The organism is Haloarcula marismortui ATCC 43049 (genome assembly GCF_000011085.1).
In the GTDB taxonomy this organism is placed as follows: Archaea; Halobacteriota; Halobacteria; order Halobacteriales; family Haloarculaceae; genus Haloarcula; species Haloarcula marismortui.
Map to the genome: position 1 here is coordinate 1,985,932 of NC_006396.1, position 20,202 is coordinate 2,006,133.

20 protein-coding genes are annotated in these 20,202 nt (G+C 64.0%); 11 read left to right on the plus strand and 9 right to left on the minus strand.

Translation table 11 applies throughout. From position 1 onward, the window contains the following. Positions 1-12 precede the first annotated feature (12 nt). The 3 genes from RR_RS13910 to RR_RS13920 are packed head-to-tail and all read left to right on the plus strand — an operon-like array spanning position 13 to position 2,386. On the plus strand, positions 13-1,095 hold the full coding sequence (locus RR_RS13910) for an ABC transporter permease (RefSeq protein WP_011224098.1): 1,083 nt from the start codon (positions 13-15) through the stop codon (positions 1,093-1,095). Next, positions 1,092-2,021: an ABC transporter permease gene (locus RR_RS13915; RefSeq protein ID WP_007189332.1), complete on the plus strand. Its 930-nt coding sequence runs from the start codon at positions 1,092-1,094 to the stop codon at positions 2,019-2,021. The genes RR_RS13910 and RR_RS13915 overlap by 4 nt, the downstream gene beginning before the upstream one ends. Next, complete coding sequence (locus RR_RS13920; RefSeq protein WP_011224099.1) at positions 2,021-2,386, plus strand: DUF7268 family protein; 366 nt, start codon at positions 2,021-2,023, stop codon at positions 2,384-2,386. The genes RR_RS13915 and RR_RS13920 overlap by 1 nt, the downstream gene beginning before the upstream one ends. Here RR_RS13920 and RR_RS13925 read toward each other — a convergent pair. After that, positions 2,378-3,709 (minus strand): dihydroorotase, encoded by a 1,332-nt coding sequence (locus RR_RS13925; protein ID WP_007189334.1) that lies wholly within the window; start codon positions 3,707-3,709, stop codon positions 2,378-2,380. The genes RR_RS13920 and RR_RS13925 overlap by 9 nt on opposite strands. A gap of 24 nt (positions 3,710-3,733) precedes the next feature. Further along, complete coding sequence (locus RR_RS13930; RefSeq protein ID WP_011224100.1) at positions 3,734-4,417, minus strand: lipoate--protein ligase family protein; 684 nt, start codon at positions 4,415-4,417, stop codon at positions 3,734-3,736. Positions 4,418-4,642: 225 nt separating this feature from the next. Between RR_RS13930 and RR_RS13935 the strand changes: the two genes are divergently transcribed. Continuing rightward, a complete protein-coding gene (locus tag RR_RS13935; protein ID WP_011224101.1) occupies positions 4,643-5,497 on the plus strand; it encodes a hypothetical protein in 855 nt (284 codons plus the stop codon). A 69-nt stretch (positions 5,498-5,566) separates the two neighbouring features. On the opposite strand, the gene RR_RS13940 is transcribed toward RR_RS13935, so the two are convergent. Further along, positions 5,567-6,139 carry a cysteine hydrolase family protein gene (locus tag RR_RS13940; RefSeq protein WP_004958835.1) on the minus strand — a complete coding sequence of 191 codons (573 nt, stop codon included), beginning with the start codon at positions 6,137-6,139 and terminating at the stop codon, positions 5,567-5,569. Between the two features lie 143 nt (positions 6,140-6,282). Between RR_RS13940 and RR_RS13945 the strand changes: the two genes are divergently transcribed. The 6 genes from RR_RS13945 (at position 6,283) to RR_RS13970 (ending at position 11,551) form a co-directional block, all read left to right on the plus strand. Then, positions 6,283-7,740: an Hvo_1808 family surface protein gene (locus tag RR_RS13945; protein ID WP_011224102.1), complete on the plus strand. Its 1,458-nt coding sequence runs from the start codon at positions 6,283-6,285 to the stop codon at positions 7,738-7,740. After that, positions 7,733-9,091 (plus strand): Hvo_1808 family surface protein, encoded by a 1,359-nt coding sequence (locus tag RR_RS13950; RefSeq protein WP_011224103.1) that lies wholly within the window; start codon positions 7,733-7,735, stop codon positions 9,089-9,091. Before RR_RS13945 ends, RR_RS13950 begins: the two co-directional genes overlap by 8 nt. Positions 9,092-9,310: 219 nt before the next feature. Further along, positions 9,311-9,565: a HalOD1 output domain-containing protein gene (locus tag RR_RS13955; RefSeq protein ID WP_011224104.1), complete on the plus strand. Its 255-nt coding sequence runs from the start codon at positions 9,311-9,313 to the stop codon at positions 9,563-9,565. 132 nt (positions 9,566-9,697) lie between these two features. After that, positions 9,698-10,861 carry a nicotinate phosphoribosyltransferase gene (locus RR_RS13960; RefSeq protein WP_004958847.1) on the plus strand — a complete coding sequence of 388 codons (1,164 nt, stop codon included), beginning with the start codon at positions 9,698-9,700 and terminating at the stop codon, positions 10,859-10,861. A gap of 34 nt (positions 10,862-10,895) precedes the next feature. Then, positions 10,896-11,180 (plus strand): DUF6360 family protein, encoded by a 285-nt coding sequence (locus tag RR_RS13965; protein ID WP_011224105.1) that lies wholly within the window; start codon positions 10,896-10,898, stop codon positions 11,178-11,180. A 71-nt stretch (positions 11,181-11,251) separates the two neighbouring features. Next, positions 11,252-11,551 (plus strand): CPCC family cysteine-rich protein, encoded by a 300-nt coding sequence (locus RR_RS13970; RefSeq protein ID WP_004958854.1) that lies wholly within the window; start codon positions 11,252-11,254, stop codon positions 11,549-11,551. Positions 11,552-11,558: 7 nt separating this feature from the next. Here RR_RS13970 and RR_RS13975 read toward each other — a convergent pair whose 3' ends face one another. Next, positions 11,559-12,413, minus strand: a complete 855-nt coding sequence (locus RR_RS13975) for a ZIP family metal transporter (protein ID WP_004958855.1) — start codon at positions 12,411-12,413, stop codon at positions 11,559-11,561. Positions 12,414-12,621: 208 nt separating this feature from the next. Beyond that, positions 12,622-13,758, minus strand: a complete 1,137-nt coding sequence (locus RR_RS13980; RefSeq protein WP_049938973.1) for a site-2 protease family protein — start codon at positions 13,756-13,758, stop codon at positions 12,622-12,624. Between the two features lie 95 nt (positions 13,759-13,853). On the opposite strand from RR_RS13980, the gene RR_RS13985 reads away from it, so the two are divergent. Further along, positions 13,854-14,600 (plus strand): MBL fold metallo-hydrolase, encoded by a 747-nt coding sequence (locus tag RR_RS13985; protein WP_004958861.1) that lies wholly within the window; start codon positions 13,854-13,856, stop codon positions 14,598-14,600. Positions 14,601-14,624: 24 nt separating this feature from the next. Here RR_RS13985 and RR_RS13990 read toward each other — a convergent pair whose 3' ends face one another. From RR_RS13990 to RR_RS14005, 4 genes are all read right to left on the minus strand, one after another. Next, positions 14,625-15,920, minus strand: a complete 1,296-nt coding sequence (locus RR_RS13990; protein ID WP_049938974.1) for an NUDIX domain-containing protein — start codon at positions 15,918-15,920, stop codon at positions 14,625-14,627. 76 nt (positions 15,921-15,996) lie between these two features. Continuing rightward, positions 15,997-17,100, minus strand: coding sequence for an aminotransferase class V-fold PLP-dependent enzyme (locus tag RR_RS13995; RefSeq protein ID WP_007189343.1), 1,104 nt, complete (start codon positions 17,098-17,100; stop codon positions 15,997-15,999). 204 nt (positions 17,101-17,304) lie between these two features. Then, positions 17,305-17,922, minus strand: a complete 618-nt coding sequence (gene rdfA / locus RR_RS14000) for a rod-determining factor RdfA (RefSeq protein ID WP_004958870.1) — start codon at positions 17,920-17,922, stop codon at positions 17,305-17,307. 44 nt (positions 17,923-17,966) lie between these two features. Beyond that, the gene (locus tag RR_RS14005) at positions 17,967-19,928 is read right to left on the minus strand and encodes an archaea-specific SMC-related protein (RefSeq protein ID WP_011224108.1); all 1,962 of its coding nucleotides are present in this window, start codon (positions 19,926-19,928) and stop codon (positions 17,967-17,969) included. Positions 19,929-20,202: the final 274 nt, after the last annotated feature.

The window sequence follows — 20,202 nt, forward strand, 5'->3', positions numbered from 1 at the left end:
GAGAACTTTCGAATGAACTGGACACAGTTTCTTTTCAGGCTGGTCGAGCCGGTGGTACCGCCACGGTTCGTCATCAAGCGGCTGCTGTTGCTCATCCCAGTCCTGTTCGGCGTCGCATCGGTCGTCTTCGCGATCCTCCACCTGGCTCCGGGGGACCCGGCTATCATTATTGCCGGCCAGCGAGCGTCGGCCGAACAGCTAGAACAGATACGTGTTGAGCTGGGACTTCGGCGGCCGCTCTGGGAACAGTATCTGGGCTTCTTGTGGGACGCGGCACGGTTCGACTTCGGCCAGTCCTACAGCATCAGCCGCGGGAACAGCGTCCGCTCGGTCATCTCGGACCGGCTCCCCATCACGCTCGAACTCGCGATTTACGGCCAGGCGGCGGGCATCCTGCTCGGACTGCCACTGGGCATCATCTCCGCGGTCAAGCAGGACTCACTGACTGACCACGTCACTCGGATCGGGGCGCTGACTGGTATCTCGGTCCCGATATTCTGGTCCGGACCGTTGCTCATCCTGCTGTTCTCGACGTACCTCGACGTGTTCCCGACCAGCGGGCGTATCGCTTCGACGTTGTTCCTGCCCGACACCTGGACGCTGTTCGGCCGTGAGCTGCCCCTGACCGGGATGATAACGCTCGATACGATCCTGCTTGGAAACACCGAGGCGTTCCTCTCGGCGGCCCATCACCTGTTCCTGCCGGCGGTGGTCATCGGCGTCTACTCGACGGCGCTCATCTCACGAATGATGCGTTCCTCGATGCTCGAAGTCATCCGTCAGGACTACATCCGGACCGCGCGGGCGAAAGGGCAGGGCGCGAAGATCACGCTGATGAAACACGGCTTCCGAAACGCGCTGATTCCGGTCGTCACCGTCATCGGCATCCAGTTCGGCACGCTGCTGGGCGGGGCAGTCCTGACCGAAACCGTGTTCGGTATCAACGGGATGGGGCTGACTATCGTCACCGCCATCGGCGTCTCTGACTACCCGGTGGTTCAGGGAACGGTGCTCACCTTCGCCCTGCTGTTCACGCTCGTGAACCTCTTCGTCGATGTCACCTATAGCTATCTCGACCCACGGATTCAACAATGAGTACGGACACCGAGACACGGGGCACGTTGGGACGCCTGCGGGCGTCCCCGTTCCTCGCCGACCTGCTGACGAACCGCCTCGCCGTCGTCGGGCTGACGATTATCCTCAGCATGGCCGCTGTCGCCATCTACGCCCGCGTGACCTACGACTTCGGCGCGCTTACGAGCTCGCAGCTCGGCACCGAAATCGCCGACCGCGCGCCGCCCGGTTGGCTCGGTCCCGCTCCGGCGAACCAGCAACTGTTCGGCACGGACGCGGCGGCCCGTGACATCTACAAGCGGAGCCTGTACGGTGCGTGGTTGGCCCTGAAGTTCGGGACGATTACCGTCGGCACCTCGACTACCGTCGGTGTCGGCCTGGGTATCATTGCGGCGTACTACGGCGACGTGACCGACAACGTCATCATGCGAACGATGGACGTGCTGTTGGCGTTCCCGCCACTGTTGCTCGCGCTCGCGCTGGTCGCCATCTTCCCGCGGGACCTCGGGCTCTGGCGGGCCGTGGTGGCGCTCGTGCTGGTGTACACGCCGCGGTTCGCCCGGGTCGTCCGCGGGGCCGCGCTCAAAGTGCTCGAAGACGAGTACGTCGACGCCACAGTTGCGCTTGGCGCGACCGACCCGCGAGTTCTCGTCCGGCACATCCTGCCGAACACGCTCGCGCCGATTACCGTCCAGTCCACGCTGAACTTCGGGCTCGCCATCATCGACCTCGCGGCGCTGTCGTTCCTCGGGTTCGGTGCGCAGGCAGGGACGCCATCGTGGGGCCTGATGCTATCCCGCGGTGTCGAGAACGGCCTCCTGACCGGCGAGTGGTGGCTCTCCTTCTTCCCAGGGCTGTTCCTCGCAATCACCGTGCTCGGGTTCAATCTGCTCGGTGACGGGATGCGGGACGCACTCGATCCGCGGATGCGCGACGCGATTGACTGATGGCCCAGCGTGGTGACCCACCGCCACTCCGGCAGTACGTCGCGGTCCGTGCGCGACTGGTGGGGAGCGGACTGGTCGTCGGCCTCCTGCTTGGCGGCCTCGGAATGGCAGGCTGGACGCTCTACACCGGTGATGCGCGGTCGAGTGAAGCGACGGTGTTCGCCCTCGGCGCGATGGTGTTCGGCTTTGGCCTGCTGGGCTGGTCCGGGTCGATACTCGCCGGCCGCGGCATCGAAGCTATGCAGGAACACATGGACACGCGAAGCAACTGGACCGAACGCGATTCGCGGCGGGCAATGGCCCGGCTCTGTGGCGGTGGCGGCGGGATAATGGTCGGGACGTCAGTCGTCGCGGCGTTACTCTAGCCGCTCGCTGTCCGCACCGCGGACGTTTTCGCCCTGATGATCGTAGAACACGTCCTCTTGAGCAGTGCTGTCGTCGGCTTCCAGCGCGTCGCCGCGCTCGTAGACGACCGTCCCACGGACCATCGTCCATTCAGGGAACACCGCATCGTGGCCCTCGAACGGCGTCCAGTCGCATTTCGAGTGGAGCGCCGCACCGCTGATCTCACTCGTCTCGGTCGTGTCCACGAGCACGAGGTCGGCGTCCTTGCCGGCTTCGATGGCACCCTTCTGTGGGATGTCGAACACGTCGGCCGGGTTGCGTGCAGTGAGGTCCCGAACACGCTCGTAGGTGAGCCCGCTGTCCGGGTCACGAGCTTCAGCCAGTAGGAGCGGGAGGACCGTCTCGACACCGGGGACGCCCGACGGCGCGTCCCAAATGCCGGCGTCTTTCTCCTCGCGGGTGTGTGGCGCGTGGTCCGTCGCGATCATATCGACGGTGCCGTCCACGACGCGCTCGTAGAGCTTTTGACGGCGTTTTTCGCGGCGCAGAGGCGGGTTCATCCGCCCGAACGTGCCCAGCTCCGAGAGGTCGCGCCGAGAGAGCAACAGGTGATGTGGCGTCACCTCGGTCGTCATCCCGGCCTCGCTGGCAATGTCAACACCCTCCGGGGTGGACGTGTGCGCGATGTGTATCGTCGCATCGTGTTTCTGCGCGACTTCGCAGGCCCGCTCGACGGCTTTCTCTTCGGCCTTTGCAGTCCGGAACGCGCTCCAGGCATCCGCGTCGTCGCGGGCCTTGGCGTCGTCGTTGAAGTAATCGGCGTCCTCAGCGTGGACGGTGACCGGCACGTCGTTGTCGGTGGCAGCTTCCAGTGCGTCTGCGAACAGGTCGGCCTCGATACCCATGTCACCGGTCGAGTCCGCGAGGAACACTTCGCCGAGTGCGAACAGCCGACGGCGCAGGAGGACGTTCGGAATCCAGTCGGCCGTGACGCCGCCGTTGATACCCCAGTCGACGACAGAGTCGGCAGCGAACTCGGCTTTTTGATCGAACGACTCGCCGTCGATGGTTGGCGGGTCGGTGTTTGGCTGGTCGACGACAGCCGTAACGCCACCGGCCGCCGCGGACCGGGACCCGCTCTCCCACGTCTCCTTGTGGGGGTAGCCGGGCTGGCGGAAGTGGACATGAACGTCAATCATTCCCGGGAACAACCGCTTGCCGGTCGCTTCGATAACGTGCTGGTCGGACGCGTCGAGGTCGCGGCCGACCTCGGCGATGGACTCGCCACGAACCCGGACATCCCGCTGGCGGCCGTCCGGCAGCGTCGCGTTACGGATGAGCATACGCCCAGTCGGCCGGGCGCGCCCCTAAGTCTCTCGGATAGCGCTCACCGACACGTCGCGGCCGTCAGCCAGCGACCGCTCCAGCGCCGCGATGACCTGTTCAGGGTCGTCGGTCCCCCCAGCGTTGGCGACGCTCCCGACGCTCTGTGGGTCGAACGGGACATCGAGTGACTCGTATATGGGAGCCAGCACCTCAGCGATAGCCTCGTGGTCTCGAACGACGACGATGCCGCCGATAACAGCGACGGACTGGCGGACACGCTGGGCGAGCCCCGAGATTTTCCCGTCGGCCTGAATCGAGTGGCTCCCCGGACAGAACGCGGCGTCCGGTTCCCCGGTCCGGGCGGTGATGCCGCAGTCCTCAAGTGCGCGCTGCACAGCGGTTTTAGCCCACTCGTAGCGGTCATCAATAGTTCCTCGCGGGTCCTCGGTCGGGACGGCGAGGGAGAACGAGACAGTCGACCCGGTGTAGGCGACGGCGCGACCTCCCACGGCGCGCTCGATGACAGTGTACCCCCGGTCGCGAGCGGCCCGGCACGCCCGGTCATAGCTGTCGCTGTTCGCGTCACGGCGGCCAAACGCGACCTGTCTGTGCGGTCGCCAGACTCGCAGGGCTGGCTCGCGGTCTTCGGCGACCGTTTCGGCTATCTCGCGGGTCCGCTCGAAGTCGGTTTCGGGGTCGGTGGCGCGGCCCCGTAGCAGACGCATAACCGAGCGGTACGGTCCCGTCGGATTAAAACAGTCCGCCGGTCCAACAGGTGACCCCGCAGCGGTGGATAGCGAACAGGCGACACATGGCCGTCGCGGCGGGACGTGTCGCACACCCGCTGCCCCCGCCGCGGTCGTCGTCAGCGCACACGAAGCGGTGGCCCCGGGATAGCTCTTGAACCTTCGGACGACAGAGCCATACCGATACACCCCTAATCGCCGTCGATGCCCGTCACGATATCGCGGGATGTGCTTTTCCAGTACTACCGGTTCTCCCTGTACAATTCGCCGTTCGACGCCCACGACGAGGGATGTGCTATCGACCTCTACCCCGACGGCGAACGTGCGCCGTCGCCGGTCGCCGGCGAGGTCGTCGATACGAAGACGGTTCAGGCCCCACCAAAGGCCTACGCGGCCGAGCACGACCACCTCATTTTGATCGACACCGGCGACACTGTGGCTCGGCTGCTGCATGTCGACCCCGCCGTCGAACCCGGCGAAACGGTCGCTGTCGGCGATGACCTCGGAGCGCTGGTGCGAGCGGGCTTTTTCGCGCCGTGGGTTCCGAACCACATCCACCTCGGCTTCCGCGACCCTGATGCGAACCCCTACCGGGCGTCGGGGTCGCTGCCGGTCGACGTGGCCGCCGACGTGACGCCGGTGTTCTGGGACGGGACCGGCACCGTCGTTGACGGCGGCGAAACGTGGGCCCGGCTCGACGAACCTGCCCATCCGGCCCCCGGTGACTCCTTCGTCGGCATCGCCAACGATGTTGGCGGCGACGGTTCGGGCGTTCTCGACGGCGGCTTGCCCCACTACTCGGGCGGTGGCCTGCTGGGCGATGATAATGCTGGCGCCGCGGCTCTTGCAGGCCAGCACGTCGGGACAGCCGACGGCCGTACGGTCGCGTGGGACGACGTGGCCGTGCTGGCAAACGGCGAGCCCATAACCGGTATCGCGCTGTTCTGTGGCCGCGAGCGCTTCGGTGCGAAGCTCGTTGGCGAGGACATCGACCTCGCCCGTGGCGACGAAGTCCGAGTAACTATCGAACGGGGCGCGGCCGGTGACGACTCTACGTAGCTATGACTTCCCGTAGCGCTCGGTGTGGGCCTGCTCCGCCTGTTCGTAGGCCAAGTCTTCAGCCATCCGTCAGGCAAACGTGAGGCCGCCTCGGTCAGTCAGTTCGCCGAACAGCCACTCAGCGTGCTCCAGTGCATACTCGCGGTGCTCGTCCTCGATGTAGCCGACGGCGTCCTCGACGAGAACTGGTCGGTAGTCACGGAGGCCAGCGCTAGAGGCAGTGTGGAGCACGCAAACGTTCGCGAGCGTGCCACAGATAGCCAGGTCCTTGACGCCGTGAGCGTCGAGCCATCCCTCCAGTTCCGTCTGGTAGAAGGCGTCGTAGGTGTGCTTGACGACGACCAGATCTTCGTCCTGTGGGTCGAGGTCATCGACGAGTTCGGTCTCCCAGGACCCTTCGACGACGTGTTCGCCCCATCGGTCGAACTCGTCGTAGTAGTGGGTGTCCTCGAACTGGTCGGGCGGATGCACGTCGCGGGTGAATACGACCTTCGCGCCGGCTTCGCGGGCACGGTCGACGAGTTCGGCACAGGGCTCAATGGCTGCTTCGCTGTCCGGTGCATAGAGGCTCCCATCGGGGTGGCAGAAGCCGTTCTGCATATCAACGACAATCAGGGCGGTCTGTGCTGGGTCGAGTTCCATACGGGAACCTTGGCAGGGCGCGACTACGAAAGTTACTCCCACGGTGGGGTCGGCCCAAACAGACGCAGAAATTGTTTCTGGCCGGCGAATGGACTCACGATTAGCGTGTGACTTTTCACTGTGGTAACCTACCGTGAAGGTAGATGCGTCGCCCTTTCGCCCTCGTCATTCTCTGTGCCGTTGCGCTGTTACTTGCGGGCTGTCAGGCACCCAGTGTGTCGCCCGACACAGAGTCGAGCAACGCTGAGCTGACGCCAAGCGAACCCGCGACCGACTACGGGAACAACGACTCCGCCCCGCCAGCGCCTGCGACGGACCAGTTGGGCTACGAGAACGGCTACTGGTACAACGAGTCACTGTCGGTAACAACCGAGGACGGGCTGAACGAGACCGAGCGAGAAGCCGTCGTTGCCCGAACGATGGCCCGCGTCGAGCGAATTCGCGGTCTGGAATTTGAGGAGACAGTGCCGGTTTCTGTCATCTCGCGATCCGAGTACCGTAATAACACGGGCGGCGGCGAGACCGGCGATTCGCTGCGTCGGTTTGACAACGTGAAGTTCGAGGCGCTGTTTTTCATCGGCGAGGACCGCGACTCCATCGCCGTCCAGAACAGCAACCGCGGCGAGAGCGTGCTGGGTTACTACAGCAGCCAGCGCGGTGAAATCGTCATCGTCAGCGACTCCGAGACGCCGACGATAAGCCGGGGGACGCTGGCCCACGAACTTGTCCACGCCCTACAGGACCAGCAGTTCGGCCTCGAAAGTGATGCGCGGACGCGGGATCAGGTGCAGGGTCGGAACGGCGTGGTCGAAGGTGATGCCGTCGCCGTCACCCAGACCTACACTGACCGCTGTGGTGCGGCATGGCGCTGTATCGACAGGCCCGCCCAGAGCGGCGGTGGCGGCGGTGACCGCCACTTTGGCATCAACTTCATGAAGTATTTCCCCTACAGCGACGGCCCTGGCCTGATCGGGAATCTCCGGGACCGCGGCGGCTGGAGCACGGTCAATGACGCCTACGACGACCATCCCGATGGGGCCACTGAGGTAACGTACCCCGAGCGCTACCCCGAGTGGGAACCCGAGTCAGTCTCGCTTGCGGACCGGTCCAGCGACGACTGGGAACGGGTTAGACCCTCGACCGACCGCGACCGACCCGACTACGCCGTTGTCGGGCCCTCCGCCATCGCCGGGTCTATGGCGTACACCATCGCCGATGACTACAACGCGTCGAGCGTCGTCCAGACGGGGGACGTCATCAACTACGAGGACGGGTCACTGGACAGCGACGACCCGTACAACTACGACCTGCCCGCGACCGACGGCTGGCAGGGCGGCCGGATGCACGTCTACGCCAGCGGTGACGAGACAGCCTACGTCTGGAAAACGACCTGGGCCAGCGAGGCCGATGCCCGCGAGTTCGCCGACGCTTGGGCGGCGGTCATCGCCCACTGGGGCGGCACTCGAACCGCTGAAGGCCACTGGGTCATCGAAGAAGGCAGTCCCTACACCGACGCTGTTTCGGTCAGAGTCAACGGGGACACGGTCACTGTCGTGAACGCACCGACAGCCGACGAACTGAGAGAGGTCCACGATGCGTAAGGAACTACTCATCGCCCTGACGGTCGTTCTGGCGGGCTGTACGGTCCCGTCTTTCGGCGGCAGCGACCACCCTGCAACACCGACCGGTGACGATGCCATCGGCTACGAGAGCGGCTACTGGTACGACGACTCGGTGTCGGTGACGACCGGCGACGGCCTGAACGAGACGGAGCGAGAGGCTGTCGTCGCCCGGACGATGGCCCGCGTCGAGCAGGTCCGTGACTTGGAATTCAAAGAGCCAGTCCCGGTTTCGGTCATCTCCCGGGCAGAGTACCAGAACCGCTCGGGGGGCAACAACAGCGGCGGCAGCAGTCGGCCACAGGACCCCTGGAACGACCAGGTGTGGGAAGCGCTCCTGCTCATCGGCGAGGACTCCGGCAGCAGCGACGAAATCGACGACACGCTTTCGACGACAGTGCAGGGCTACTACTCGCCGAGTGAGGACGAAATCGTCATCGTCAGCCCGACGGAGACACCACAGATCGACCGGCGAACGCTCTCACACGAACTCGTTCACGCCCTGCAGGACCAGCACTTCGGGCTGAACGGCTCCGCGGAAACGCAGGACACGCAACTGTCACGGCAGGGCGTCACCGAGGGCGAGGCCAACTATGTTCGCATCCTCTACGAGCGACAGTGTGGTGACGGCTGGGGCTGTATCGCATTCCCGGACCAGACCAGCGACGGGGGAGGCAACGACGGCGGAGACGGCGACAGTCAGGAACCAAGCTACAACGAGGGGCTGTTCACCGTTCTCTACCAGCCGTACGTCACCGGGCCGCGGTTCGTCGACCAGGTGCGCTCTGACGGCGGCTGGGACGCCGTCGACGCCCTCCACGACGACTTCCCCGACAGCACCGAGCAGGTGCTCCACCCTGAGAAGTATCCCGACGAAGAGCCCGTGAACGTCAGCGTCGCGGACCGCTCATCCGACGAGTGGAGCCGCTTCGACCACGATCCGGTCGGCGACACGGTCGGGGAAACGTCGATCTACGCGATGATGTACCACAACGGCCAGACGGAGGGCGACCGCTACAGCTACGAGAGCGAAATCTCGGCGGGCTGGGGTGGTGACCTCGTCGTGCCCTACCGCAACGGCTCCGGCGGCTACGGGTACGTCTGGGAGACCCGCTGGGATACTGAGGAAGACGCCAGCGAGTTCGCACAGGCGTATCGGGCGGCGCTGACCGAGGAACACGACGCCGGCCAGCCCCGGAGTAACGTCTACGTCGTCCCCGAGGAATCACAGTTCAACGACGCCTTCCGCGTCGTCCGGTCCGGCAAGACCGTCCGCATCGTCAACGGCCCGACAGTGAACAATCTCGACGAGATTCACCAGCCAGCAGGCTGAATGCGGCGCGTCAGCGGGCGAGCACCGGATAGCCGAGCGTGCGACAGTACGCGAAGCGGCCGAATCCGATGACAGTGACAGTAATGCGGGCCGCGACCAAAGCATAGCCGACCGCGGACGTCCGGCAGTAGTTCCGAGGACCGACTTTCTCGAAAGTAAGCCAGTCACTAAGGAAAATGTTATTTAAATATTATTATTGTCACGGCTGAGAATAGATTGATGAATAGAAAATCAACGAGGACACGGAGTGGCGAACGAAGCGTCAGTGCTACTGTCGTGTCGGCTGTCGCGGATTACAAGGGAGTGAACGAGTTTGCGCTGGACCGGGCACTGTACAACGTCATTGATCCAGACGCTCTCGACAATCTATTCAAGCAGAGCAGGGGAGTTGTTCGGTTCGACTACTTGGATTGCATAGTCGCTGTCAATCAGGACGGGGTCGTGACCGTTTCCAGCGAAGGCGACTGCGGATAGACACACTCGGCGGCTATCTGTGGAACCGTAGAAAGCGGCTTCCATCCTCCGGAGACGGCGGCACCCTGAGAGCGGCGCCTCACGCCTACCAATCGGACCGCTTTTTCAGTCCCCCGGTCGTACGGACAACTAATGACCGAGGAGTTCGACGTCGTCTCGCCAGAGGCGATTCGTGAGGGGCGAGCGACCGACGCCTACTTTGACCGGACGATGGAGGCGCTGGAACACGCAGGCAAGAACCCGGACGTGGTCGCCGAAGTGACGGCAAATCAGTTCGCGACGGGCCAGTGGAAGCTGCTGGCGGGGCTGAAAGACGCCGCCAAGTTGCTCGAAGGACGGAGCGTCGACGTTGACGCGCTCCCCGAAGGACAACTGTTCGACGGCGGCCCAGTGATGCGCATCGAGGGGGCGTACCGGGAGTTCTGCCGGCTGGAGACCGCGCTCCTTGGCTTTCTCTCACACTCGACCGGTATCGCAACGCGGGCACTGGAGGCCCGTCACGCCGCGCCCGAGTCGACGGTGCTCTCCTTTGGTTCGCGCCACGTCCACCCATCGATCAGTGCGATGGTCGAGCGGTCAGCGCTGTTGGGCGGTCTCGACGGCATCTCGAACGTCGCTGCGGGCGAGGTCATCGACCGGGACGCTGGTGGGACGATGCCCCACGCGCTCATGATCTGTTTCGGCCGCGGTAATCAGGAACAGGCGTGGCAGGCGTTCGACGCCGCCGTCCCCGAAGAGACGCCCCGCGTCGCGCTGACGGACACCTACAGCGACGAGACCGACGAAGCGCTCCGCGCAGCGGAAGCCGTCGATGACCTCACAGGCGTTCGACTGGACACGACCGGCTCCCGCCGTGGGGACTTCCGCCACATCGTTCGAGAGGTACGCTGGACGCTGGACGCCTACGGCCACGAGGACGTGGACCTGTTCCTCTCGGGCGGTATCACCCCGACAACCCTGCGAGAGCTTCGGGATGTGGCCGACGGCTTCGGCGTCGGGGGGTACGTCGCCAACGCCGACCCGCTGGATTTCGCGCTGGATATTGTCCAACTGGACGGCGAACCGGCCGCCAAGCGGGGGAAACTCACTGGGACGAAGTCGGTGTACCGAACCGCCGACGGCGGCCATCACATCGGTCTGGCCGACCGCGACGGGCCGGCGGACGCCGAGTCGCTACTGGAACCACTGATTCGTGATGGGGAAATCGTCAGGGAGTTCGACCTCAACGGAGCCATCGACCGCGCGGCGGCGGACGCCGAACGAGTCGGCTACGAAGGCGTGACCGTGGCCGAGTAACGGGCGTTAAGTCTCCGGGCCGCGAACACGCGGTATGGTCGACCGCATCATGAAGGTCAACGCGTACACGACCCTCGACCTGCTCGACGGTGAGGTAGAAGGCCACGGCTTCGAGGAGGAGGCTCTGGCTGTCCTGAACGTGACCGCGCCGCGAAAGAACCCGGACCACGTCGAACTCCAACTGGAGATGGACAACACCGACCTCGACGCGGTGAAGCCACACGCGGACTCGGTGACGCTCTCGGCGGCACAGGCCCGCGAACTGGCTGCCGAGCTGGAGGAGTACGCGGAGAAGGTCGAGACCGCACAGTCTGAGTAATCTGTCCCGCTCAGCGTCATGTATCGCGACGGTTCGATAATTCTATGGTGTGAAGACACATACCACGAAATATGTCAACCGAGACGCCCGGTAATCCAGCCGCACGGGAACTGGGCTATTGCCCGTGCTGTGGCTACCAGACGCTCCCGGAGGGCCGACCCGGGTCATACGAGGTGTGTTCGGTGTGTCACTGGCTCGATGACCCGATCCAGTTCGGCGACGCGGAGTTCGTCAGCGATACGAACCACGTGTCACTGACGGAAGCACGCGAGAACTTCCGCGAGCACGGAGCGTGCTCCCCTGATGAGGCCGGGGATTGCGAGGAGCCGACAGGCCTTGACCGCGACCCGAACTGGCCCTACGAAGAGTGACGGCAGTTCAGGCTGCAAGCGCGATATCTAGATACAGCATAACGATGACGCCGGCCATCAGCCCGAGCGTCGCAACGCGCTCGTAGCCGCGCTGGTGCGTCTCGGGGATTATTTCGTCAGAAATCACGAACAGCATCGCGCCCGCCGCAAAGCCCATCGCATAGGGCAGGAGCGGTTCGATGGTCACGACGGCAACGGCGCCGAGCACCGCCAGCGGGATTTCCACGACGCCCGAGCGAATCCCAGAAAAGACGGCGTAGAGCCGACGGTCCAGACCCGCGTTGATTGCCGCAACGGAGACGGCCAGCCCCTCGGGAATGTTCTGAATGCCGATAGCAAGCATCAACGAGAGCGCGCTGCCGATCTGGAGCGGGTCGCCGGCGGCCGCGCCGAAGCCGACCCCAACGGCCAGCCCCTCAGGGATGTTGTGGAGCGTGATCGCGAGGATGAACAAGACGACGCCCGCCAGTTTCGACTCGTCAACCGAGAGGTCCTGACTGGGGTTGGCCGCATCCGACCGGCGGCTTCCGGTCAGGAGGTAGTGGGCGTGCGGGACGAGGCCGTCCGCGCGGTCGAGGAACAGCGCCCCCAGAGCGACACCGACGAGCGTCGGAATCGGATTTCCGCCCGAGTACTCCTCGATGCCGGGGATGATGAGGCTCGTGAACGCGGCGGCCAGCATCACGCCGGCAGCGAACCCGAGCGCCGTGTCCAGCGCCCGCTCCGAGGGGTCACGCCAGACCAGCACGAGCGACGCACCAAAGAGGTTCATCGTCGCGATGATGACCCCGCCAACGAGGCCGTTTATGAGCGGGTCGGTGCCGACGAGGTCGACAAACAGTTCGACGAACCCGGTTTGCATTGTCGAGTAGTGTACGTCGGCCCCTCTTGGGTGTACCGGCAGTCAGGAACGGTCGTCTCTGTTTCAGTGGCAATCCCCGCAACGAATACCGACAGCCGACCGACAAGCGTGCGACGCCGGAAAGTCCTGGTTCGCTTAGGTCGTCCAGCCGGCTTCAGGTAGGGCCTTCTGGCTGGTAGGGACCGTATTCGAGCGATTAAACGCTGTATTAGAACGGTTCCGGCGAGTCGACGAGCCGTCGCATCTCCATCGCGCTGGAGAAGTCGTCCCGAGAGACCACACGGGTTCCCTCAGGCCCGTCGACGAAGGCGGCGGAAGCCCGGGCAGTGTCGAGTTCGACGAGCGCATCGAAAGCAGCCATCGCTGCAGGGAATCGCGGCAGATCCGCCTCCATCAGGTCGGCAACGGTGTCCGCTTCGCGTTCGGCCTTGGAGAGTTCCCTGAAATCGTCGACGGTGACGACGCCGACTACGTCACCACCGCGTGTGACTGCGAACTCCGTCCGGCGGTCGGCGAACATCCGGTCGACAAGGTCCTCAACGCTGGCGTTGGCCTCGATAGTCGCATCGAGTGGGCTGGCCACGTCATCGACACTTAGCCCGTCAAGCAGCGCTGCCAGCGCGACGGTACGGGATTCACTCGACGCAGCCCCGTAGACAAACAGCGCGAGTAGCAGCAACAACGGGCTGAACGAGAGGACGCCGACGACAGCGAACAGCACAGCGAACCCGGTCCCGATCCGAGCGGCGATGCGGGTCGCCGTCGCGTAGGGCCGCGTTCGCGCGAGCAGCGCCCGGAGCACGCGGCCCCCGTCCATCGGGAACGCCGGCAGCATATTGAACACGGCGAGAAAGATATTCGTGACGGCCAGCCAGCCGATAACGAACAGCGTCACCTGCGCGCTCGCTGGCAGGGCAAACAGTGCGGCGTAGCAGGCGAGCCCGGTTAGGATACTCACAGCAGGGCCGGCCAGCGCGATGACGAGCTCCCGGTTCCACTCTTTTGGTATGGCTTCGAGGCTGGCGAGGCCGCCGAGAATCCAGAGCGTGATTGCCTCCACTCGGAGTCCATAGCGCATCGCCGCCCAGGCGTGGCCCAGTTCGTGGAGGGCGACGCTTGCGAACAGGCCAACGGCCGCGGCGGTCCCGATAAGCCACGGCGTCTGGCCCGCGGTCAGCACTGTAAGGTCAAGCGTCACGCCGGAGAGGACGCTCACGATACCAGCGTACACCGATATCTGAGCCCCGCTGCCGATAATCCAGGCCAGCACCGGCAGGAAAATCAACAGCGAGACGTTGACCCGTATCGGAATCCCCCAGATCGTCGTGATGTGGAAGTTTCGCACGTGACGCCCAACGAACAGTGGCCGGGTATAGCTTCTGCCGGGGCGACGCCGACGAGTAGCGGCCTTATTCAGGGTGTAGCGTGAACGGATATCTAATGACAGTTCGACATGACGGGCTGACCGTCGACTGGCTGGGGTACGCGACGCTCCGGTTCGCCGGCGACGACACGGTGGTGTACGTCGACCCGGGCCGGTACGGCGTGCTCACCGGCGAGTGGGAGCCCCACACGGACGGTATCGGCCATCCGCCAAGCAGCGACTATCGGCCGGAAGACGGCGACATTGTCTGTGTGACCCACGTCCACCACTACGACCCGGACGGTATCGAGCGCGTCGCGAGCGAGGACGCGACCATCGTTGCCTACGAGGGTATCGACGAACGCGTCGGCGACCGGGACCTTCCACCGCTGTCCTCGCTGCCCTACGACGTTGTCGAGGTCGGGATGAAATCACAGACCACGGTCGAGGACGTGCCGATCTGGTCGACACCGGCGTACAACGAGCCAGACGGCCGGCATACGCTACCCGATGGTACACCGTACCACCCCGAAGGTTTCGGCTGTGGCTTCATGATTGCCGTCGAGGGCACCAGAGCGTTCTATCCCGGCGATTCGGACGTCCTTCCGGGCCATCGGACCCTTGAGGTATCGCTACTGTGTCCGCCAATCGGCCCGCGGGCGACGATGGACCGTCACGAGGCCGCCTCGCTGGCCGCGACCATCGACCCGGACCTCGTGATGCCGGTCCACTACAACACCTTCTCTAATCTTGAAGCCGACTCCCGTGAGTTCGCCGCTGACGTGGCCGAAGCCGGCGTCCCGGTTGTGCTAGACGAGCAGTGACCGAGCGCCCACCAGTCTCGGATATCACCGGCGCTCGGTCCATTCGCTCCGGTCCCGGTGGGCGTCAGCTATCCCACCGATTTCGTCAGTCTCCAGCACGCCGCGCTCGGTGACGACCGTCACTGCCGACGCCGGCGTTATGTCGAAGGTGGGATTCGACACAGCGATGTCGGCGGCGCCGGCGTACACCTCCTGAGCGTCACGTTCCTCCCTGTCCCACGCAGCGCGTGGTGCAATCTTGTCCGTCGCACACACCGCGTAGCAGTCCACGTCCGCGGCGGCCGCCGACAGTGCTGCCGAACGGGTCCCGACTTTGTTGACCACGCAACCGTCCGGCAGGATGCGGTCGGCCCCGACGACGAGCGTGTCGGCGCTCCACGCGTCCAGTTCGTGGCCAAAGGCCGCGTCGGTGGTCAGCGTCACCGCGGTGCTCTCAGCAAGCGTTTCGGCGACGCCGACGCCTTCACCGCCGGGCCGTGACTCGGCGACGAGCACAGCCTCTGGCGCAGCGGCGGCGGCCACTGCACGGACTGTCCCGGACCGAGACAGCGTTGCGATACGGTCGCCGACATGTTCGGCGGCGACGGCCGCGGCAACCCGGTCTGCGGTCACCGCGTGGTTCAGCGCCTCGGTCGCGGCCCGCTCAACAGCCGCCGGCGATTCGTCAGTGACGGCAGCCATCGCCCGGTCGAGGCGGTTCGCGATGACGACCATCGATGGGCGGGCCTCCCGGATTTCAGCGGCGAGGGCGGCAAGCGCCTCCCAGTCGTCGCCGTCCCGCTCGGCCGTCTCCAGGTCGTCGCTCCGTCCGGCGTCAGCCAAGGCAGCCTCGTCGCGCAGCACCTCCAACGCCCGGAGCGACAGCCACGCCGAGCCGTGGGTCCGGTCCTCGCGAACGGTCGCCACTCGCGGGCGAATGCGGTCCCAGGAGGTCCACAGTCGCGGGACCGTCTCACGAGTCAATATTTCCGGCGGGTGGACCCACGCGGTCTCGGTCGACTCCTCGTTCGTCTCGGCCGTGCGGGCCTCGCAGTCGAACAAAAACGGGTGGACCTGCCAGCGAACCCCATGGTCGGTGTCCGCGACCTGAAACGAGTCGCCCTGCCGGACGAGCGTCACCGCGTCGGCCAGCCCGGTTTCCTCGTCAACTTCGGCCCGCGCGGCCGTTTCCGGGTCCCGGTCCCGGCCGGCGTCGTCGGCGACGTGTCCCGCGACCCCGCTCCACTGGCCCCGATACGAGCCGACCGCATCGCTCCGGCGCAACAGCAACACTTCGCCCTCGCTACGCAGGAAGCACGTCACGACGGGGCGTGTCTCCATACGAGACGGAACGACCGGCCGGGGCAAGAAAGTCCGGGCCAGTGGGGCCGCAGTCGAGGCGGGGACGTTGAAGGAACTACAGCGCGTCGAGTAAGCGGTCGACGTCGTCGGCCGTATTGAACGCGTGGACGGACGCCCGGAGCGCATCAGGGTTAGGGAGTGACCTGATGATGATACCTTCAGCCGCGAGTCGCTCAACGGTCGCCTCGGGGTCGTCGGCGGTGAACGTCACAAGTCCCGACTCGTAGTCGCGGGGGCTCAGCAGTCGGTCGCCGAGGCCGTCCTTGAGCCGGTCGGTCAGCCGCTCGACACGGGGCTGAATTGTATCGAATCCGATGGCTTCGACCGTCTCAATGGCGTTTGCGAGCGCGACGTAGGGGACCGGTGAGGTGGTTCCGACCTCGAAGCGGCGCGCGCCCTCGTGGTACTTGTATCCGTCCGCACCGGGGTTTTCGACGCTCCGGTAACCAATACGAGTCTGGCGCAGTCGGTCGTACGCGTCCGGATCGACATAGAGGAACCCGCCACCCCAGACGCCCAGTAGCCACTTGTGGCCCGCCGCGGCCACGAAGTCCGCGCCCCATTCGGTCACGTCGACGGGGTGTTGCCCAACAGACTGGACAGCATCGACGAGCACCTGTGCGCCGGCGTCGTGGGCTACCGCAACGACATCCGCAACCGGGAGTCTGGTCCCGTGGGTCCAGGAGAGCGAACTCAGCGCCACCAGTCTGGCGTCGGCCACAGCGTCTTTTACCTCCGCCATGTCGAGCCGACCGCCGTCTGTTTCCAGCACCCGGACCTCGATATCGTGGGTGTCGGCCAGCCGGTCCCAGGGGAGTGTGCCAGCCGGGTGTTCGAGGTCAGTCCGGACCACCACATCACCGGGCTGCCAGTCGATGGCCCCGGCGACCATGTTGACCCCGTCTGCGGTACTTCGAGTCAAGGCGACGTTGGCGGCGTCAGTCCCGATATGGCTGGCGACGACCTCGCGAGCCGCCGCGATAGCGTCCCACGCAACCGTATAGGGCCCTTCATCGGCGGGTGCGTCGAAGGCGTGGCGTTCGAGAAACGCCGTCGCAGCGTCGACCACGGGGCGCGGCGTCGGCCCGCTTGCCCCCGTGTTGAAGTACGTACACCGTTCGAGTGCCGGAATCGACGCTCGGAGCTCGACTGGGTCCATGTCCGTTCCGATGGTCCCCGACGCCTTCAGCCCTGTGTGACCCAGCAGGCGGATTCCCGAGACGACAGCACGGTTCTATTTCTATGGCCGATTATTGGACTGAATTGCCTATCTTGTTGTGTTTCACAATCTTTCTCGGTTGTTTGAATATCTACGAGCCATTGCAGATGCTCGATGTAGTCAGATAGAGCCCAGAGTGGCGACTCAGTCCTGCTGACACTCGCAGCCGCCCTGCTCGAAGAACTCCGCAACGGCGTACTGGCTACCGCACGACTGGCACAGCACCTGCGCGTCCAGAAATACCTCGAAGTCCGCAATGTCGATGCGACCCGTGTCGCGCAGTTTCTCGATGCGCTGGTCGGTGACCGATAGCGTTCGGGTCAGGAGTCGCTGAATGCTTTCCAGATCCTTTTCGATCTTCTCGTCGTCGGACAACCCCTGATACTCCGCGCCGCGCCATTCTTTCAGATACGACCGAATGGCCTGATAGGTGATGAAATCGGTTTCGAGACTGTCGACGTCGACACCGTTGCGTTCGAGTCGGTTGACGGTGTCAGTCCGAACGCCTGTGCTGATGTCGTCACCGGTGAGATTCTCGTAAGTCGATTCCACATCGCTTTCAAGCGCGCTCAGGCCCGCATCGACCAGTTCACGTTCGAGGAGGCGCTTGTTGAAAAACTCGGCAAGGTCACGAAGACTCATACGCTCTTCACCGTCACCCGTCCAGCGCGCCTCCATCTCCGCACCGAGTCCATCAAGTTCGTACTCGTCGATGAGTCGAGCGACTTTGCTCGACGGCCGGCCGTCTGTCGTATTCGCCATCTGTTGTTCCCACGTACGGTAACCGGAACTAAAAGACTACGGGGTTAGATCGAGGTGATGCGGTTGAAGTCGTCGTCAAGCGCCTGCGCGTCCTCCGGCAGGAGGGCGACGACAAGATGCTCGGCGTAGTCGGCGAAGTACTCGACGAGTTCGGCGATCCGCGCCGAATCGATGGCCTCCAGCGAGTCGAGCAACATGAACGGAACGCTCTCGTGGAGGTCGTGCACCAGATAGCCCGCGAGGGCGAAAATGAGGCCGGTCACCTCGCGCTCGCTCTCGCTGAGATGCTCGATGGTGTCCTCGTAAGCCGCACCGTTCTCGGTGGTCCGGACGATGTGGAGTTCAAACACCGTTCGGTCGACCTTCTGGCGCCCCTCACGGACGGTCTGCTCAACGCGTTCGATCCAGATGCGCTCGAGGTTCTCGTACTCAAGGATCCCGAGGATAGCGTCCATGTGCTCGTTGAACTCGTCGACAGCGTTGGCCTCGATCTGGTCTATTTTCGTCCGCTTGTCGGTGAGTTCCTCGACAAGAGCGTCGCGTTCGTCGCGGAGGTCGTCGGCCCGGTTGACCAGTTCCTCAATCTCCTCGATTTCGGCCGACACGTCGTCAAGGTCGGACTCCAGGCTGTCGATCTCAAACTCGAGCTGGTTTGCCTCCCGGTGCAGCGAGAGAATTTCGTCGAAGTCCTCGGATTCGAGATTGTCGACCTCGTCTTCCAGCGACTCGACATCCTCCGTCAGTTCCTCGCGTCGGTCCTTCAGCGAAGTGATCTGCTCGTCACGGCGTTCGATCTCCGTTTCCGTCTCCTGGATCTTCCGCTCGACGTCCTCGCGACGGCGCTGCTTCTTTTCGGCCTCGCGCTGGTCGGTCTTGAGGTCGTCGAGTTCCGACTTGATGTCGTTGAGGTCCTCGACCTTCTGCCGGCGGAGGTCCTGCAGGCGGTCGACGGTGTCTTCGATCTGCTCGCGGTCAACCGTCGAGCCACACGTCCAGCACACGACGGATTCCTCGTCTTCGCCTTCGAGAAGTTGTTCTGTCACCGCGCCGTCGGAGCCCTCGGGCGCGTCTTCGAGCGACTGGATGACATCGTAGTCTTCCTCTTCGAGCCGTTCCTCGTTGTACTGGATGAGGCTCTGGAGGTCGGATATCTCGCTGTTCAGCCGCTGGCGCTGGTCGCGCAGGCTTGCGATCTCGTCTTCGAGGTGCTGCTGGTCGCCCATTGGCGTCTCCGGCAGGTCATCCAGTTCGTCTTCAAGGTCGGACCGTTCGCGTTTCAGCGAGGAGATGCTCTCTTCCTGTGCCTCGATATCACGCCGGACAGATTCGAGATCCGACCGCGTCGAGCGGAGTTCGTCAAGCTTCTCTTCGAGGACATCCTGTTCCTGACGGCTCTCCTCGATATCTCGACTGCTGTTGTCGATCTCTTCTTCCCGCTCGGCCAGTTCCTCGCGTTTCTCTTCGATCTGCTCGCGGAGTTCGGTCCGGCGCTGTTCGAGATCCGGAAGGTCGCGCTGACGGGATTCAACCGTGGCGAGTTCGTCGTTGATATCGCCTTTCTCCGCTTCCAGTTGTTCGACTTCCGAACGGATCGCGTCGATATCGACCGGCCGCATGATGATCTCGCGGAGGTCGTCGCCGCGCGCCACGGACCGGCGTGCCTCGTTGGTTTCGAGGAGGAACGCGAACAGGTCGGCGACCGCAGGGTCGTCAAGATATCCGTCGCCGTCGAACTGAACAGCGTCCCCCGCTCGCGTGAGCGTCCGTTCGTACACCTCATCCCCGTAAGTAAGGGCAACGCTTCCCTCGTCTGCGTCGCCTTTCAGCGTGGCCTGTGTACTCCCCATCGCCGCCATAATAGACTGCAGAAACGACGTCCGGTTTGTGGCGTTTTTCCCCGTCAGCACCGTCACACTCGGTGGAATATCGACGGAGGTTTCGTCGATCCCACCGATGTTGGTTACATCGAAATGGGCGATACTAGAGCCTTGCTTTGATTCTGGCATTGTTCTGCCGTAGTCGGAGAGGATATAAAAATAGTTTCATTGCTGGAAACCAAGTTACAGATTGATGTCCCTACTGCGGGCCAATACGTCAGAAGTGGTATTACACAGCAGACAGCGACCGGACCGACAATCGGTTCTGGAATAACACCTGTACCAATATTATTCCGAGCTAGAGCTATTGGCGAAGACAGATAGGCTGTTTCTCCAGTCTTGCTGTTTTGTTGTGTATACTAATATTTCCCGCTTGTAACCGCTATCAATATGCCAATCTATA